The 17,840-nt window shown below is 31.7% G+C and carries 15 protein-coding genes and 1 pseudogene; 10 read left to right on the top strand and 6 right to left on the bottom strand.

Annotated features, from left to right (window positions below):
* Nucleotides 1-311 precede the first annotated feature (311 nt).
* Together SJY24_RS17285 and SJY24_RS17280 are read right to left on the bottom strand one after the other, a co-directional pair.
* The gene (locus SJY24_RS17285; protein WP_377865590.1) at nucleotides 312-1,313 is read right to left on the bottom strand and encodes an alpha/beta hydrolase; all 1,002 of its coding nucleotides are present in this window, start codon (nucleotides 1,311-1,313) and stop codon (nucleotides 312-314) included.
* A gap of 394 nt (nucleotides 1,314-1,707) precedes the next feature.
* A complete protein-coding gene (locus SJY24_RS17280; protein WP_016129523.1) occupies nucleotides 1,708-2,169 on the bottom strand; it encodes a GNAT family N-acetyltransferase in 462 nt (153 codons plus the stop codon).
* Between the two features lie 523 nt (nucleotides 2,170-2,692).
* On the opposite strand from SJY24_RS17280, the gene SJY24_RS17275 reads away from it, so the two are divergent.
* From SJY24_RS17275 to gerXC, 5 genes and pseudogenes are all read left to right on the top strand, one after another.
* A complete protein-coding gene (locus SJY24_RS17275) occupies nucleotides 2,693-4,114 on the top strand; it encodes an ABC transporter permease (RefSeq protein WP_377865589.1) in 1,422 nt (473 codons plus the stop codon).
* Nucleotides 4,115-4,125: 11 nt separating this feature from the next.
* On the top strand, nucleotides 4,126-4,803 hold the full coding sequence (locus SJY24_RS17270) for an ABC transporter ATP-binding protein (protein ID WP_000447830.1): 678 nt from the start codon (nucleotides 4,126-4,128) through the stop codon (nucleotides 4,801-4,803).
* A gap of 441 nt (nucleotides 4,804-5,244) precedes the next feature.
* Complete coding sequence (gene gerXB, locus SJY24_RS17265; RefSeq protein WP_377865588.1) at nucleotides 5,245-6,324, top strand: spore germination protein GerXB; 1,080 nt, start codon at nucleotides 5,245-5,247, stop codon at nucleotides 6,322-6,324.
* Nucleotides 6,325-6,380: 56 nt separating this feature from the next.
* Entirely contained in the window at nucleotides 6,381-7,859 is a 1,479-nt protein-coding gene (gene gerXA / locus SJY24_RS17260) for a spore germination protein GerXA (protein WP_377865587.1), read from the top strand.
* A pseudogene (gerXC, locus tag SJY24_RS17255) lies at nucleotides 7,846-9,005 on the top strand (spore germination protein GerXC). The gene gerXA and the pseudogene gerXC overlap by 14 nt, the downstream one beginning before the upstream one ends.
* A 239-nt stretch (nucleotides 9,006-9,244) precedes the next feature.
* Here gerXC and bla read toward each other — a convergent pair.
* Nucleotides 9,245-10,180 (bottom strand): class A beta-lactamase, encoded by a 936-nt coding sequence (bla, locus tag SJY24_RS17250; protein ID WP_377865586.1) that lies wholly within the window; start codon nucleotides 10,178-10,180, stop codon nucleotides 9,245-9,247.
* 468 nt (nucleotides 10,181-10,648) lie between these two features.
* Here bla and SJY24_RS17245 point away from each other — a divergent pair, with 468 nt between their 5' ends.
* Nucleotides 10,649-11,941 carry a hypothetical protein gene (locus SJY24_RS17245; protein WP_377867266.1) on the top strand — a complete coding sequence of 431 codons (1,293 nt, stop codon included), beginning with the start codon at nucleotides 10,649-10,651 and terminating at the stop codon, nucleotides 11,939-11,941.
* Between the two features lie 57 nt (nucleotides 11,942-11,998).
* Here SJY24_RS17245 and SJY24_RS17240 read toward each other — a convergent pair whose 3' ends face one another.
* Nucleotides 11,999-13,471, bottom strand: a complete 1,473-nt coding sequence (locus tag SJY24_RS17240) for a sensor histidine kinase (protein ID WP_097885051.1) — start codon at nucleotides 13,469-13,471, stop codon at nucleotides 11,999-12,001.
* The gene (locus tag SJY24_RS17235) at nucleotides 13,464-14,129 is read right to left on the bottom strand and encodes a response regulator transcription factor (RefSeq protein ID WP_000800741.1); all 666 of its coding nucleotides are present in this window, start codon (nucleotides 14,127-14,129) and stop codon (nucleotides 13,464-13,466) included. The genes SJY24_RS17240 and SJY24_RS17235 overlap by 8 nt, the downstream gene beginning before the upstream one ends.
* A 464-nt stretch (nucleotides 14,130-14,593) precedes the next feature.
* Between SJY24_RS17235 and SJY24_RS17230 the strand changes: the two genes are divergently transcribed.
* From SJY24_RS17230 to SJY24_RS17220, 3 genes are all read left to right on the top strand, one after another.
* On the top strand, nucleotides 14,594-15,268 hold the full coding sequence (locus SJY24_RS17230) for an HAD family hydrolase (protein WP_377865585.1): 675 nt from the start codon (nucleotides 14,594-14,596) through the stop codon (nucleotides 15,266-15,268).
* Between the two features lie 171 nt (nucleotides 15,269-15,439).
* Nucleotides 15,440-15,808 (top strand): DUF4180 domain-containing protein, encoded by a 369-nt coding sequence (locus tag SJY24_RS17225; protein WP_098767829.1) that lies wholly within the window; start codon nucleotides 15,440-15,442, stop codon nucleotides 15,806-15,808.
* A 190-nt stretch (nucleotides 15,809-15,998) separates the two neighbouring features.
* Nucleotides 15,999-16,766, top strand: a complete 768-nt coding sequence (locus tag SJY24_RS17220) for an arylamine N-acetyltransferase family protein (RefSeq protein WP_377865584.1) — start codon at nucleotides 15,999-16,001, stop codon at nucleotides 16,764-16,766.
* A 19-nt stretch (nucleotides 16,767-16,785) separates the two neighbouring features.
* Here the strand turns inward: SJY24_RS17220 and SJY24_RS17215 are convergent, their stop codons facing one another.
* Entirely contained in the window at nucleotides 16,786-16,968 is a 183-nt protein-coding gene (locus SJY24_RS17215; RefSeq protein ID WP_098767827.1) for a hypothetical protein, read from the bottom strand.
* A gap of 143 nt (nucleotides 16,969-17,111) precedes the next feature.
* On the opposite strand from SJY24_RS17215, the gene SJY24_RS17210 reads away from it, so the two are divergent.
* Nucleotides 17,112-17,765, top strand: a complete 654-nt coding sequence (locus SJY24_RS17210) for a YdeI/OmpD-associated family protein (protein ID WP_377865583.1) — start codon at nucleotides 17,112-17,114, stop codon at nucleotides 17,763-17,765.
* The last annotated feature ends 75 nt before the right edge of the window (nucleotides 17,766-17,840 follow it).

The raw sequence follows: 17,840 nt of genomic DNA, 5'->3' as shown, positions 1-17,840 counted from the left end.
ATTACAATTTAATAAACAAAAAGAGAAGAACTCACCAAGGTTCTCCTCTTTTTTATGTGTAATTAGGGTTTCCATAACTGTAGATATGGATGGTGTAAATTAATGGATGAATAATTTACTCTTAAAATTATAACAGAACAATTAAAGATTTTTATATGTAATATTGCATATAAAGGGTAAACAACAATAATTTCTTTTCATAAAAATAAGCCCCTGGTGAAAATGATGAGTAACCCTTTTCCATATGAAATGAACTTGGTATAGAATGAAAGATTACAAGTATAAGATTCTATACTTAGTAATCCCTCACCTTAAGGTATGTCTTTGGGGAAGTTTTGGGAGTTCAATCGATTCTGAATAAAATTGATAGTATCAGTTGCAATTTTTTTACGTTTAAGGACAATCCCGGCATGCCCACATGTATAAATATATCGCGTAGGTCTTTCCCAGGATTCCCACAAATAGTCCGTATCCTCAGAATGCACATAAAGATCATGCTTGCCTGAAATTAATAAAATATTTTCTTTTTTTACTTTTGGTAATGTTTGACTCGGTTCAGTGATTTTCCAATAAGCTATTAAATCATCATACGTAACACCATGATGTTCCAAGTCTTCTCTAATAAATTTACCTGGATTTGTCTTCCAAATTGAATAAGAGAGTCGATTCGCGTAGAAAATGGATGCTAACACATCAATTTCTGGTTCAACAAGAGATGTTAAGTTAGTAATAACTCCACCTAAACTGATTCCTATTAAAATCAAGGGACCATTTTTATTTGCTTTAATCCATTTGATCAAAGTTCGTAAATCAGCTACTCCTTGTCTAGTTGCTTCTACAGTTCGTTCAATATTGGCACTTACCATGTACTCTCCACTGTATAGGGATTGGTTCGGTTTTCTGTCAAAATGATATGGTAAAGTGAAATAATACATATTCCACTTCAAGTTGGTCATATGGTCGTGGAATATTTTTTTGACACGTTCGTTAGAATCCATTCTCCAACCGTGAACAAAGATGACATGAGGTGCATCTTCATTTTTATGTAAGAATAAATCCCCAATGACAGAATCGTTGCATGAATCACCAGATTGAACCGAGCTTTTATATTTGAATTGCCCAACCATGTATTCCTTTTCTTGTTTTAAATGCTTAATGTTAAAATGAATATGAGATGGTTTTACTTTATAAAAAAATTCTATGTCCTTTATATATAGTGAGGTGTTAGAAAGAGAAGTATACTGAAACTCTACACTTCTTTTTTTGTGCAAATCATACAAGGCGTATCGATCAATGAGTTTTGAAAAAATCAAATTAACCTCCTCCAAAATACATATCGTCTAAAAGATGGACAAAATTTATGCTGTAAATTAATTATAAAATATTCTCTTTTCCTAATAGTAGATGCTTGAATTATAAAATAGGTGAGGAATTTGTATATTATATTATAAAGCTATCAATAAAATAAAACTATAAATAATTTTTACTAAAATCTAAAAAGCAAGTTAATATTCTCATTCATAAAAGAGAACATTAACTTGCTTATTTTCGTATCAAAAGGTACACCTTTTGAAGTGACGCAATTTATATGAAAGACAATGTGTCAATTTGTATATTTAATACAGTGATAGTTACCATAATTTTCGAAGCCTATAGTTAATTAACCTTACAATATACGTCTTTTTGGTATATAAATAGCTATTTTCATTAGAGAAAGAGTTTTAATCCTTCATGAGAATCTTTAAAACCTAATTTCTTATAAAATTGTAAAGCTTCTTGTCGTTCTTTATCTGTTGTTAATTGTACTAAATGACATCCCCGTAATTTAGCACGTTGAATAGCCCATTTAATAAGTTTACTTCCTATACCTTTACCACGTTTTGATGAGGCTGTCCGTACACCTTCAATTGTAGCTCTCCAACCCCCTTGACGTGCAATGTAAGGCGTAAATGTAATTTGTTGAATACCAACAATCTCCGTCCCATCACACGCTACAATCAACTCGTTATTTGGATCACAATCAATAGCATGAAATGCTCTTATATAACTATCAGGGAGTGGCGTTTCATAGCGCTCTCTTTTATTTCCTAAAACATCATCAGCAAGCATTTTTACAATTTCATCTAAATCATCGGCCGTTGCAATTCTAAATGTTATAGTTTCTGTCACTATTAAAAAACCTCCTTAATATATGCACTTGTTACTTTTATTTTACTTGTTTAAATACAATAGGTTAAATTATAAAATATTATGAGTCTCTATAACTTTTTCTTATAGATAGCATAAAAGCCTAACTTATAAAATTATAAGTTAGGCTTTTTAACACAATATTATTCTTAGAAAATCTGACCAACTTCAATAAACCTCCATATTCTTTAATGAATTTTCATATTTAACAAGCACACATATAACCATTCAAATAGGGTGGTTTTTATTTGTTGTATAGAAATTACGTAAAAAGCATGGATTTATATGCTCTCATTCAATGAATCTTAACCTAACTCTAAGGACTGCCTCTTTATCAATATTCAAAAACGATTACGTTTTTAGATTGGTGTTCCGGTTTTTCTTGACCAGGTCAAATGAATAACTACACATAAACTCCTTATATCTCTAGATAAACTACTGATTAGCTCCATATAGACTCTAGATAACCTATATAGAATACAAGTTATCAAGGAGGTAAGAAAAAATGAACTTTATGAAACGAGCAATTCTCAGTATGAAAAAAAGAGTAGGAACATCATTAATTTTGATGGCAGTTTTCCTAATTGTTACAAATTTAGTGTTGGCAGGATTCACAATCCAAAATGCATCAAAAAAAGCTGCTGATGCAGCAAGAAAAAAACTCGGTGCAGATGTTACTTTAAGTCTTGATTTTGACAAATTAGGTCAACAAGCTAGGGAAACGGGAGAGATGCCTAATCCGCCAAAGCTTAATACAAAAGAAGCAGATCAATTAGCGAAGTCAAAGTATGTAAAAGACTATAATTACATAACTAACACTTTCGGAATTGCAGATGGATTTAAATTAGTAGGAGTTTCAGAAGGAGAAGGAAAAGGAAATGCTAGAGTGGCAACGGCGGGAGGATCAGGTTCAGGTACAGAAATAGATATGAATTCTTCTCTTATGATAGAAGGAGTTCGCAAGACTTTATTACAAGAAAGCTTTAAAAATGGAAAAAATAAAATCGTTGATGGAAAACCAATTACAGAACAGATGCAAGATCAGAATGTAGCTTTAATGGAAAAACGATTAGCGGAACAAAATAATTTGAAAGTAGGAGATAAAGTTAAAGTTCAATCAGGGGATAAAAAGGAAACTCTTGAAATTGAAATTATCGGTATTTACGAAACGAATGAGCAACCAATGGGTCAAAATCCCCCTCCTATGATGAATCCAGCTAATAAACTATATATGCCTTACTCTACTTTAAAAAAATTAGAAGTAGATGAAGGTATGAGTAGTATTCAAGTTGTGTACTTATTGAACGACCCACAATACATTGATGCATTTAAAAAAGAAGCAAAAAAATCTGGTCTTGATTTTAATTATTTTAAGTTAGATGCACATGATTCATTGTACAAACAAATGATTGGTCCTATCGAAAATATCGCTTCTACTTCTCAAATGATTATCTATATGGTATCTATTGCAGGTGCGATTATCTTAGGATTAATCATTATGTTATCGATTAAAGCACGTCGTAAAGAAATGGGGATTTTATTGTCCATTGGAGAGAAAAAATGGAAACTGATGGCGCAGTTCGTAGTAGAAGTAGTATGTATTGCTATTTTAGCATTTGGATTATCCATAACAACAGGAGCAAAAATTTCTCAATTCATAGGGAATAATTTACTTTCGAGTGAAATTGCTACAGCAGGAGAAGAAACAAACACCCCACAAAATGGAACTGTAATGGTAGCTGGACCTGGTGGAACTGTACAAAATCAAAAAGAGGATCCAATTGATAAAATTAATGTAAGTGTAACAGGAGAAGATGTAGGGAAAATGGGGGGGATTGGACTAGCTATTGCTATATTAGCAACGCTTGTTCCAGCATTATCTATTCTACGCCTGAATCCAAAACAAATTCTTTTAAAAGATGAATAAGGAGGCTCGATATGGAGACGATTTTACAATTTAAAAACTTAGATTATTATTATGAAAGTAACGGAAAAAAAGTAGCGATACTGGAAAATGTTAACTTTTCTTTTCAAAAAGGACATTTCTACACGATTCTAGGACCATCCGGATCTGGTAAAACCACTACTCTTAGCTTAGGTTGCGGGCTAGATATACCTAAAAATGGTTATGTACTGTTTAATGGAAAGGATATTCGAAAAATTGGTTTGGATCGGTACCGTAATCAAAATGTATCGGTAATTTTCCAATCTTATAATTTGATTACCTATATGACTGCTCTTCAAAATGTCTTAACAGCAATGGAAATTACAGGTGTTAAAGTGCAAAATAAAACGGCAAGAGCGTTAGAATTATTAGAGAAAGTAGGACTTACAGAAGTAGAAGCGAAACGAAATGTTCTGCAACTAAGTGGCGGGCAACAGCAGCGTGTAGCAATCGCTCGAGCGTTATCTTGTAATGTTGATTTACTGATTGCGGATGAGCCGACAGGAAACCTCGACGAAGAAACGGCAATGGATATAATAGAACTGTTTCAAGAACTTGCACATAAAGAAAATAAATGTATTATTGTTGTGACGCACTCACAGGAAGTTGCTAAAAAATCAGATCGTGCAGTTTATTTAAGTAAGAAGAAGTTGGTAGTAAACGAAATTTAATATAAACACCCTAGTTTTTTAATTCACATAATTTTCGAAATTAGTTTCTTCAAATATTTATATTTGATATACAATATAACCAAGCCATAATCAAAATGGTCTCCCTGTATTGAATGTTAATATAGTTTGCTATTCCCTTTTTAACAATTTTTGAAAAAGAACTTGTAGTATATTCTACAGGTTCTTTTTGTTATGATCGATTGACTATATCATTGAAGAATTGCATATAAAAAACGGGACAGTATCTAGATGTATGATCTGAATACTGTCCCGTTAAATTATTTATCTGTAAAAAGGAACTGGCTTACATCTCATGTGATAGATTTTATAAATAAGAGCGTTTAATTGTCCATGGCTCTATGCCCTAACCGTTTGGAATAAAGATGCAATGTATCAGTTATACTATGTAATATTTATTCATTACAAAATATGGTGGTATGTATGACTAAGCAAACAATAACTTTATTTCAAGTTTCTATGATACTCATTGGTAGTATTGGGATAATTAATCATGTCATTATGATTCCCATGTTATTAGATACCTCAGGTAGAGATTCGTGGATCTCTATCATATTAGTAAGCATTATATACTTGATTTGGATTTCATTAATATTCATCATATATAGAAACATAAAAAATGAACACTTGTTTTCGTGGTTAAAAAATAATTTTGGGAAACTCAGTGTATATCCAATCATATTCATAGTTGTGATTTATTTAATAACAATTGGTGTCGTTGCACTAAAAGAAACATTAACTTTTTTCTCATTTTATTTACCAGAAACACCTCACTTTGTTTTAGGAATACTTTTTTCAATGATTTGTCTCTATAATGCTACAAGAGGAATTCAATCTATTGCACTTACAACAGGCGTTTTGTTACCTATTGTATTCCTACTTGGTTTTTTTGTAATGTTTGCAAATGTTCCGCATAAAGATTATTCTTTACTTCAGCCAATGATGGAAAATGGAATGAAGCCAGTATTTAAGGGGATGGTTTATCCTGCAGCAGGATTTTTAGAGTTAATTTTTATTCTTTTCTTACAGCATCACATTTGTTCAAAAGTCAAATTATATCAACTGATTGCTTTGGGAATGGTTATTATTGGTATCACAATAGGCCCAGTTATGGCAGCTATTATAGAATTTGGGCCTTTCGTAGCAGCAAACCAACGGTATCCAGCATTTGAAGAATGGAGACTTGTGTCAATAGGAAGGTACATTGAAAATTTAGACTTTCTCTCCGTGTATCAGTGGCTTGTAGGGATCTTTATTCGTTTATCACTTGTTGTTTTTCTTATTCCAGATTTGTTATCAATTACAAATCGGAAAACGAGAAATGGGGTTATGTTTGCAATACTTTCATGTATTTTATTAATAAGTATACTACCCATCAGTGACTCTAGTTTCTATTGGTTTGTATCTCAAATTATTTTACCAGTTTCAGCATTAGGACTATTTTTGTTTTCTATCTTACTAATAGTATTTGTATGGGTTGCTAAATTTAAGAAAAGCTCTTAAAAGAGTATGAGGATGTATTTTATATAAGGTTGCTGAGTTTGAAGGAGACAACGTAGATGAACAAACGAGTAGAAATAAATGAGAAGATAGTACTAGAGTGGTTTGAAGGATGCAACGATGTAAAAGTAATAAAGCGTGATTTGGATGAGAAAGAAAAAAAGAATTCAGTATTGTTTATGTATTGTCAAAACTTAATTGACAATACAAAATTAAAACAAGCCACATCATCCCATGTTTGCAAAGAGCTTTCAAGTAATTCAATAGAAGAGTTTAACCTCTCAACATTAATTCCCCAGTTATCAGTAAAGAAATTAGATATGGTAAATTCGAATGAAACTATCTCTCAGATTATATTTGAAGGTAACCTCCTTATTATTTTTGAAGAATCTAAACATGGATATATAGTTGAAATTGCCCAAATACCTACAAGGTCAGTTGAACAAACAAATACAGAGATGACTATTCGTGGTGGACGTGATGGATTTGTTGAAGAGTTAAACACAAATATAGGATTAATTAGAAAAAGGCTAAAAACGAGTTCTCTTAGTTATGAAGAATTTATTATTGGAGAAAGAACACAAACTAAAGTAGCACTCTTGTATTTAAAAGATGTCGCATCCCAAGATATCATTAATCAAGTTCGATTAAAATTAAGAAAAATTAAAATAGACGGGGTTGTTTCAAGTGCACAAATTGAAGAATTAATTACAAACAATCAATTTAGTGTATTTCCTTTAGTTGAATATACTGGACGCCCTGATTATGCTGTGAATTGTTTGCTATATGGGCGTTTTATTTTACTAGTTGAAGGGTCACCAACAGCGACAATTGCACCAGTTACATTTCCTTTTTTTGTGAATACATCTGAAGATCAAGATCTTTTCTACATATTCGGTAGCTTTGTACGACTTGTAAGTCTTTTGGGGATAGCGATTTCTATATTTCTTCCAGGAATTTGGATAGCACTAATTACATATCATCCAGATCAGATTCCCTATACGTTGCTAGCTACATTAAGCTTATCAAGAGAAGGGATTCCTTTTCCAGCTCCTTTAGAAGGGCTAATTATGATGACCTTATTTGAAATTTTGAGACAAGCAGGATTGCGTGTTCCTGCCGTATTTGGTCAAACATTATCTGTTGTAGGGGGATTAATTATTGGACAAGCTGCTATTAGTGCAGGAATTGTTTCAGCATCTATGGTCATTATAATAGCAATCTCGGTTGTTTCGACATTTGCTTTAACTAATCAGTCAGTAACAGGAATAATAAGTATATTGCGGTATGTAGTATTCTTAGTATCTTCTTTATTAGGCATAGTGGGTTTTATCTTTTGTGTCCTTGTGATGGTGATACATGTAGTAAATTTACGCTCTTTTGGAGTTCCATTCTTTACACCATATTCACCCCCTGTGTTTAAAAGTATGCTAGCAGCCACATTTAGACTTCCTTTCACGTATATGAAAAAAAGACCTAAAGAATTGCATACGCAAGATAATACAAGGAAAAGAGAGAGTACCGATGAAGAAAAATAAAAAAATAGTTATATTTCTTTTTATGATGTGTACGTTTCTAACAGGGTGTTGGGATCAAAGAGAGTTGCATCACGTTTTGTATATAAATAGTCTAGGTATCGATTTTAAAGATAATAACTATATCATCCGTCCGCAATTTATTAATTTTTCTAACATAGCTAAACAAGAAGGGAGCACTACCCGTAATTATAGCCAGGCCTATATCGGAAAGGGAAAAGGCCCCATTTTAGATGAGGCAGCATTTGATTTTTATAAGGGTGCTCAACAAGAAATCTCATGGGAGCATCTCAAAACAATTGTTGTAACAGAGAGATTTCTAAAACATGGTGACTTAAATCAATTTAATGATTTTTTTTCTCGGTTTTTTCAATTTCGAGATACTATGTGGATATTTGGAACTAAGGAGCCTTTAGAAAATATATTAGCGAACAATAATATATTAAATATTTCTCAATTATATACAATCATTAATTTACCAAAAGAGATAACCAAGCAATATACAATAATAGATCCTTTACCTTTATATAAATTCCAAAGAAATTATTATGAACCTGGGATGACAACTCGCATTCCTTTCTTAGCTACGACTAAAACATATTGGAAAAAAGGGCATACATCATTTCCAATGTTAAAATTTAGTGGTTATGGTTTTATAAACGATAAATCCTATATAAATCATTTAAACAGCCATGATATTGCTGGTGTTCGATGGACGGATGAAAATACTAAACGAGCTCCATTACTATTAAAATTTAACAAGAAAATCATTGGACATATAGTATTAAAAAATCCAAAGATAGATACAAAGCATTTTATTAAAAATGGAAAGTTACGCATGCTTATGAACATCCATTTCGATGCTGATATTTTTCAATTAATAAATTATATGCCTGTAAATGATATTAAAAAAATTGCAGAGGACCAAGTTGAAAAAGAAATAAAAAAAACGTACCGAAAAGGAATCGAAAGAGGGATTGACACGTATCAGTTATCACATTCCTTATATCGGCAGAATTCTAAATTGTGGAAACAATATAAAAAAGAGGGGGGATATCCCTTCAAAATAAAGAATTAGATTTAAATGTCTCGATTAATATAGCTACAAATGGAAAATCTAAAAATATGCGTAATATGATTGAGCATTAGAATGGTTGAAGATGAAAGGAAACGTAAAATATTAGCTCTAAATAGGAGATTCGAACGCGAAAGACCACTACGATGTGGTGGCGTCTTCTTTAGGAATGGGATGAGAGTTCGATTAGGCAACGAAGGAGGCTTTTGCCTCCTTCGTTGCCTGAAAACACGCTTACATTTCTTAGCGTTTAGATAAGTACAAGTCTTTAAAACTATATGTGCCGTAAAATAGGAGCAGCTTAAATTCATTACTATGATTTATTCGTTACTTTTAAAGCGTCTAACACTATTTTAGTTGCATTTGCAATAAGTTTATCATTGTATTTCGCATCTTCTTTCGCATGATTAGAAAGTATCGCAAGAATAATTGGCTTTTTATTTGGTGGCCAAATGATTGCAATGTCATTCCTTGTTCCATAAGACCCAGAGCCAGTCTTATCGGCTACTTCCCATTCTCCTGGAACTCCAGCACGAATTAAGTTGTCCCCCGTAGTATTTCTTTTCATCAAATCTATTAAAAAGTTCCTTTTCTCAATGGAAAGTATATCGCCTAGCGCGTATGCTTGAAGACTAGTAGCTAATGCCTTTGGGGTACTAGTATCACGAGTGTCTCCTGGCTGCACTTCGTTTAATTCTGGTTCAAAACGCTCAGGATTTGTGACAGTATCTCCTATGTCTCTCAGTGATTTTTTGAATTCACTTGGCCCACCTAATTGTTTAAGAATAAGATTTTGTGCAGTATTATCACTATATCGAATGGAAGCATCCGCAAGCTCTTTCAGATTCATACCTGCATCTACATATTTTTCGGTAATTGGATTGTAATTCACAAGATCTTTGCTAGTATACTTAATTATTTGATCTAAATCTTCTATTGATGTCTTTTGTAACAGTGCTCCCACAGCAAGGGCTTTGTGGGTAGATGCGTATGCAAACCGTTCATCTGAACGATAAGTAACGGTTTGATTCGTACCTGTGTCCAATGCATAAATACCAAGCTTAGCATCATAATCTTTTTCAAGCTTAACAAAAGATTGATTACTTATATGTTCTTGTTTGGTTTGTTTAGGGGATTCAGATTGAATATTACTATTGGAACAGCCTATAAGCGTTGCACATGAAAGTAATACTACAGGGAGCATCTTTTTATAATGTGCAATGTGAAAAAACTTCTTTGAAACTATCATACATTTTCAACCTCTTTCAAGAATATATGGATTTTGTTTAGGTATTTTACATACCGATACAATTAATAAATGTACCAGATAGCACTCCTCATGTGTTTCTTGCATTACAAAATGAGAGAACTACCAAAAGCACCTTTTGTATACGTAATAGACAATCTAAGTAACACATTTGTTCCATTTAGGATTAAAGTTTTTAATATATCCATTAATTTTGTTTTTAAGCATCGCAAAATCCATTTTTTTGAACTTCACTTAATTTAATATGGATTTAGATTGAGTTTTCCTTGTAACGGGAATTTCAATTGGATAGCGCATATATAACAACCTCGTTTCGGATAGAATAAGTAATAACAACTACTGATTTCATTTTAAGTGAGGTGTTATACGATACATACGCCAAAGCAAAAAAGACTTGTGGTGCAAAGTATAACTACATTTAGTCTACTAATAACGACTATCTTTACACCCATGCTTATTTACATTGTTTATGGATTACAGATTTCGAAAGGCTTTGAGGGATACTGGCCATCAATCTTGTTTTATACAACTTATATGACGGGTGTGTTTATCTGGATACCTATTGTGAATAAGGCTGGGATTCACCGCTCCTTATATTGGACTGTTTCTATTCTGATAGTATCATTACTTAGTGTTACTTTCTTTGGATGGAGTTCAAGATGGCTCGAAATAAGTGCGTTAGTTTCTGGTTTTGCAGTTAGTACAATTTCTACCATGACGAGTACTTTATTGTTTCTACATGTGGAAGGCGGGGGGAAGATTTATAATAAAAATCAACAAGCGATTATTATTGGCATCGTTTTTCTTTTACTAATAATCGTATTGTTAGCGATTAGTTTTCTATCGCCGCCGCTGATAACATGCATATATGGGATTTGTTTAATCAGTATCCTTTTTGCGATAAAAAAAATGCCGAGAACAGAGTTAGCCAAAGGGCTTTTACCTATCTCTATCGTATCGGTAGTAGGAAAGTTTCTTTTTGTCTCAATGCTTATTCTTTTGATACGAACAAGTCGTAACATAAATAATGACCAATATATTTTCTGTTTCTTTCTACTCTCTATAGCGCTTATTTGTTTCATGTTTTTGAGTTTGTTGAAAGGAAAGTTCTTTCATAAACTTTCATCTTCTTTACCAATTCGCTTAAAGGCAGAATCATTTTTACTTGGATTAGGAAATGGATATTTATTTTTGATAGGTATTTTTTATAGTTTTACTTTCTATAACATGTTAATCTGTATTTTCATTGTAGTTGGACCATACCTATTAGGGATTTTGATGTCCATATTTTTAGATATCAAAGCTGCTAAGAAAGTTAATCCAATCCATTTGTTTTTAGTAAGTACTTTAATCATGATATTCGGGTTTTATTCTCCAATATTTATAGTCCTTAGCGTTACATTTGGGAGCTATGCCATTAATTGTATTTCTTCTCAAAATAATTTGAAAGTATATATGGTGGATACTACACATAGAGAGCTTTCTTTACTCATTTACACAACATGGAGAAATGTGGGGAATATATTTTTACAATTTTTTATATTGATTGTGATTGTGGGAGTAGGGGTATTTTACAATGTCGAATGGTCGCAACTTTTCCAAACAATTGTTGGGAAGAGTCAAATGCAGATTGAAGGGTTATCCGTACAACGATTGATGTTTATGTTAGCAATTTGCTGTTGGTTTGGCATGGTGGGCTTAGGTATGTGGATTGGTAAAAAGGCTAATCCCAATATTGCTTAAAAAGTAACTCGAAAAATAACAATACTAAAACTACAAAAAACAAACAAACTCGTCCTACTAAGAGGGGAGTTTGTTTGTTTTTTGTTTAGATAATGGAATGTTCATGCTAAATTGTACACTACGTTCCATATTCTTTATAGAATACTTTATATCTAGCGTTTCAAGAATTTGTTTAACAATATATAGCCCCAAACCACTTCCTCCAGTATTTCGATTCCTTGATTTTTCAATTCGATAAAATGGTTTGAAAATTTGTTGTATATCCTCTTCTTTAATATTGACACCTGTATTCATAATTTGCATTTTGATTTGACCTTGTTTAGAATCCTCACTTAATTTTATATAGACTTTTTCATTATGTGGTGAATACATGACCGCATTATGGATAATATTTTTACATGCTTTTTCAAAAAGAACACGATCTGTATAAACAGAAAGATCAGAATCAATTTCTTTTATTATTTGGATTCTTTTTTGAGAAGCAAAAAATTCGAGATCTTTTGTGATTGTATTTATTAAATTCGAAAGATTAACTTCTTCTACTTTTAGTTTAAAGGTGTGTTGTTCTAATTTCGACATGCTTAAAATTTCACGAACTAATTGTTCCATACTTTCAATAATTTGATGATTTTTCTTTAAATATTGATCACGATTTTGATAAGGGCCAATATTGTATATCATCCCTTCTAAGTATCCTTTCATTACAGTAAGAGGGGTCTTTAATTCATGTGCTACAATCGCAAAAAACTCTCTGCGTTTTGTTTCTATTTCTCGTTCTTTTTCAATATCATTTTTTAATTGTTGATTTGCTTTTTTTAAATCAAACATAGCTTGTTGTAAGTTAATAGACATGTCATTCAAACTATTAGATAATTCTCCTAACTCATCTGTAGAGCGAACCTCAATTTTTTCGGAGAAATCTAAATTTGCCATCTTTTGTGCACCTTCATTAATATAAATAAGTGGTTTTGTAATAAACCTGGAATAGAAATAAGCACTCCCTATACCAATTATGAGTACAATGATACTAATATAGGGGAGAAAGCGTACTAAAACCTGTGAAGCTTCATCAATTGGTTGAAATGTAGCAAAGACTATAAGCGTTAAACTACCATCTTGGAATTGAATTGGTTGCGTAACGTTATATGAATTGCTAAGGGTACCTGCATTCTCAAACCGTGTCGCTCTAGTAACTACTGTTGTTTGCGAACCATTTTGAGTAAAAGAAAATGAAGGAGAGTATTTAATTATTCCCTCATTATTTTGAAGATAAAGCATCGCATTATTTTTTTTGGCATATTCATCAAAAAGTGGTATCGCATCTTGAAACGTAAGATCTTTAGACTTATCAATGATTTCTTTTATCCCTGTTTGAAGTTGATCTGTTTTGTATTGCTCATAAAACGTAGGGAGAAAGAAGTATAAAGTTAAATAAATCAATACTGCAAAGGATAACAAAATGAGAGAGGTAGTCATAAAGAGTTTATAAGTAATTTGCTTCATCTTCATAATTTTTATAATGCTACTCATCAATTTTATAACCAATACCCTTTATTGTTTTAATGTAAGGAATAGCTAATTTTTTACGTAGGTTTTTAATGTGTGTATCAATTATTCGTGTTTCTCCAAAATAATCGTACCCCCAAACTTTTTCTACGATATTTTCTCTTGTGAGTACTTTTCTCTCATTTTGAAATAGTAGTTGTAGAATTTCAAATTCTTTTGTCGTTAATAAAATTTCAACGTCATTTACATATACTCTATATGCATCAACATCGATACGCACTTCTTTAAATACCAAATGATTATTTACATTTTTATCATAACTTCTTCTAAGTACAGCTTCGACTCGTCTAATCAAAACATGAAACGAAAAGGGTTTTGTTATATAATCATCGATTCCAAGGTCAAACCCTTTCATTTGATCTTCTTCCTCTTCTAACGCAGTTAGCATAATAATTGGTACGTTTGACTGACTTCGAATCATCTTGGATACTTCAAATCCATTAAGATTGGGCATCATTACATCTAGAAGAATTAAATCAAAGGATTGCTTATTAAATTGTGTCATACCCTCTAATCCATCTGATGCGACTACCACTGTATACTGTTGTGTCATTAAAAATTGTTTAATTAATTCCTGAATTTCTTGATCGTCCTCAACCACGAGGATATGATAGTTTTTCATAATATCACCTCTGGTAGTCATTATAGCCGTACTATCTGTAGTTTATGTGGAGAAACAGTGGGAAACTTCATAGGACATTTAACGTATTAGCTCCATTTTCAAGATTGTGTATTCTCCGTAAAAAAGTATTATTACCCATATTCCTTTTTTATGGAGAAATATTTGTGTGCTTGAAAAAACTTATCATATAAAAAGCTGAACGATTAATATTTACGAAAAACTAATGTATAATAATGTAAATTTTATGTAGTTTTTTAAACTGTTTGAAAATATACTTTCGATACTTTACTAGAAGGGAGAAAGGGAGATGAATTTAAATATAAAAGAAGCCAGCGAAATTCTAGAGCGTACGCCACAAACTTTGGAGTTTTTTTTGCTAATTTAGTAAAGGTCTAAGGTGCGAACTAGGGATTATTTAAATCATGTGAGAAAGGTTGTGAAATTATTTGAGGGGTTATAAAGCTATGCTGTTTGATTTAGATGATACGTTAATTGATAGGGATAAGGCAGTAGATAAATTGTTTTTATTTGTTTTAGAAAAGTGTTATGAGGATGTTAGTGATACAGTCAAAAACAATATGTTACAGAAATTCAAAGAATACGATAAAAGGGAATACGGCATAAGTAATAAAACGATAGTTTTGGAATCATTGTTTGATGAATTCCCGCCGAAGTATAGATTGCAACGCAATTACATTCAAGATTTTTGGGATAATAATTCCCCTAAATGTTTTTCTATAAATCAAAATACTATTAATTTCTTAAATAGTATCAAGATGCATATTAAGGTTGGTATTATTACAAATGGCTCAACTCAAAGGCAAACGGCTAAAATAATTAACACAAATTTAAACGGTTACTTTGATACTATCATTATCTCTGAAGAAGTGGGACTTAGTAAACCTGATAAACGTATATTCGAATTAGCATTAAATAAGCTAAATATACAGCCGGAAAATACTTTATTTGTTGGGGATGACTTAGAAAAGGATATTGCTGGTTGTCAAAATGCAAATATAAAGGGCATATGGTTCAATCCTAATATGATTAAGAATAATACCGACATAAAACCATATGCCGAGATTACTTCTTTTGATAATTTATTAAGTTATTGTGGAGAGATAAATTTTCAAAAATAGTAAAAAGATAGATTACCCATAATTTCATTGACCGTATGAGAAGTTTTAAAACAATATTTATTTACGAGGATATAAAGGATATTGGGCCAGGGGCAAATCATTTATGTGTGTTAATGAAGATCTACACAGCATGTTTAATATATACTTTATAAATTATAGAGGAGTGAGACTATGGAAATAAAGAAAGTAGTAATTGACGGAATAAATATTGCGGTCGTCAGAAACGATACAGTATTAATATCCGACGTTCAATCTGCATTAGATTTCATGGCAACAGTTCAATATGAAGCGGATTCGAAGTGGATTGTTATCAATAAATCATTAATAAGTGAAAGTTTCTTTGACTTAAAAACACGTCTTGCCGGTGATATTCTTCAAAAGTTTATTAATTACAGCGTGAAAATTGCTATCGTCGGGGATTTTTCTATGTACGCTAGTAAAAGCTTAAAAGATTTCATTTATGAATGTAATAAAGGTAAGGATATTTTTTTCATAGCAACTGAGCAACAGGCAATTGAAAAGTTAAGCTCATTGAAATAAAGATATAAAATGTATTTCGAAAGAGGCATCCGTGAAGGTGCCTCTTATTTGTATTTTTATATAAATATGTTTTTCAAATTTAAATTTTGTACCGGTACAGTAACTGCAAATGTACATTGTTACAATATCCCTTCAAATTTACAATCAGCATATATTATTTTAACTTATAACTTATTAAGGGGTGCTGAATATGAAAAAGTTACAAAATCAACTTTTTACAAGATTAAACCTTGAAAAACGTACTGAAATAAAATTTGAAGAATTAAGTACAATACTCTTTGCATTTGCCCACACAATCCCGTTTGAGAATTTAGATGTAATAGCAAGTAATGCGAATACAATTTCTATGGAAAACTTACAAGAGAAAATTTTAACTAGATCCCGCGGCGGACTTTGTTATGAATTAAATACTCTTTTTTACTATTTTTTAAAAGATAGTGGTTATGATGTACAACTCGCACTAGGTACCGTATATAAAAATGATATAGACGCTTGGGCACTTGAAGATGGGCATATAACAATTATATTAAATTATGATAACGTACTGTACTTAATTGATGTAGGTATTGCTTCATTAGTACCTCTCGTTCCTGTACCTTTTACTGGTGAGTCTGTTTCTTCTAAAAATGGTTCGTATCGTGTGAGACGAAAAGATACGAGTAAAGGAAATTATGTTCTAGAAAGAATAGATGTTGATGGAGAATGGAAAGTTTGTCATGCTTTTTATACTCATATTATTGATGAGACAGTAGTAAACGACGTTCAAAGAAGAGTGATAGAAGATGAGAAGTCTATTTTCAATAAAGGACCAATTGCAGTCAAATTGACGGATTTTGGTCATATTTCTTTAACAAATACAAGTATAACTGAAATTAATTGTGGTCAAAAAACTAAGCGTGAAATTACAGAAAATCAATATAAAGAGATTTTATATACTTTATTTGCTATTAAGTTATGAATAAACAAATAGCCAATTCTTATTCAGGATCGGCTATTTTTATTATTTTTGGTTTAAATGGTTTTCGTCTAATATGTTTCGGAAACTGCGGTATAGTTAATGTTTTTAACGTTTCCTCAGCTTCTTCATATGTATGAAAAACTGGCTCTTTTCCATTATCTCCTTGCAAAACTAGCCCTTCATCTCGGATTACATACGGCATAAAACCACTCCTTATAGTAAAAAATTATGGTCTATTGAAACAGAATGATACGATTTCAAGTTTAATTTTCTTAATAGATATAATACACTAGAACAGTATAAAGAAGTATATAAAATGAATATTGGATGTAAAGGAAGATTATAATGTCAGTTATTGATAAATTGAAACTAAATAAGTATACAAATATGGTCGTAATTAACGAACCAAGTGATTATGACATTTTCACAGGTAAAGAAACTGCATTTTCAAAAGAACACGATGCTATTTTTATTTTTGTTGAAACGCTTGATGAAATGGTGAAACAAACGAATTTTATTATTAATAATGAAGAATTATTACTTGAAAAAGGTTATGTGTTTTTCGCATATCCGAAAAAAGGTAATGCTCGTTACAGTACGTTTATTCACCGTGATGAGATGTTTCCAGCATTAAGTGTTGGAGAAGATGGATATGTAGGAAAAAGCGAAATTAAATTCGCTCGAATGGTAAGTATGGATGACGTCTTTACTGTTGTAGGCCTAAAGCGTGAAAAGAAAAAAGCGACGAAAACGCCTGCTATGAGTCAATGTGTTGCCGATTATGCAGATCGAATTAAAGATGTTGAAGCTTTATTAGCTAATCATCCAAATGAACTTAAGTTTTATCAAAGTTTAACTCCTGGATATCAGAAAGATTGGGCACGTAATTTATTTTCTGTAAAACAAGAAAAAACACGTGAAAAACGTCTTGAGAAAATGATTGAAATCCTTTCACAAGGCTATAAAACAATTGAGTTATTCCGTAAGAAGAAAAAATAACAATTAGGAACGTCACAATGATGAAACAATTAATTGCAAAGAGTACATTGAAAAGAGGATTCCTTTCAGTATACT

Origin of the sequence: Bacillus sp. R86525, assembly GCF_042466195.1 — a bacterium.
Classification (GTDB): Bacteria; Bacillota; Bacilli; order Bacillales; family Bacillaceae_G; genus Bacillus_A; species Bacillus_A nitratireducens.
The sequence above is the reverse complement of the archived record's forward strand: the minus strand, read 5'-3'. Positions and strand labels throughout refer to the sequence as shown.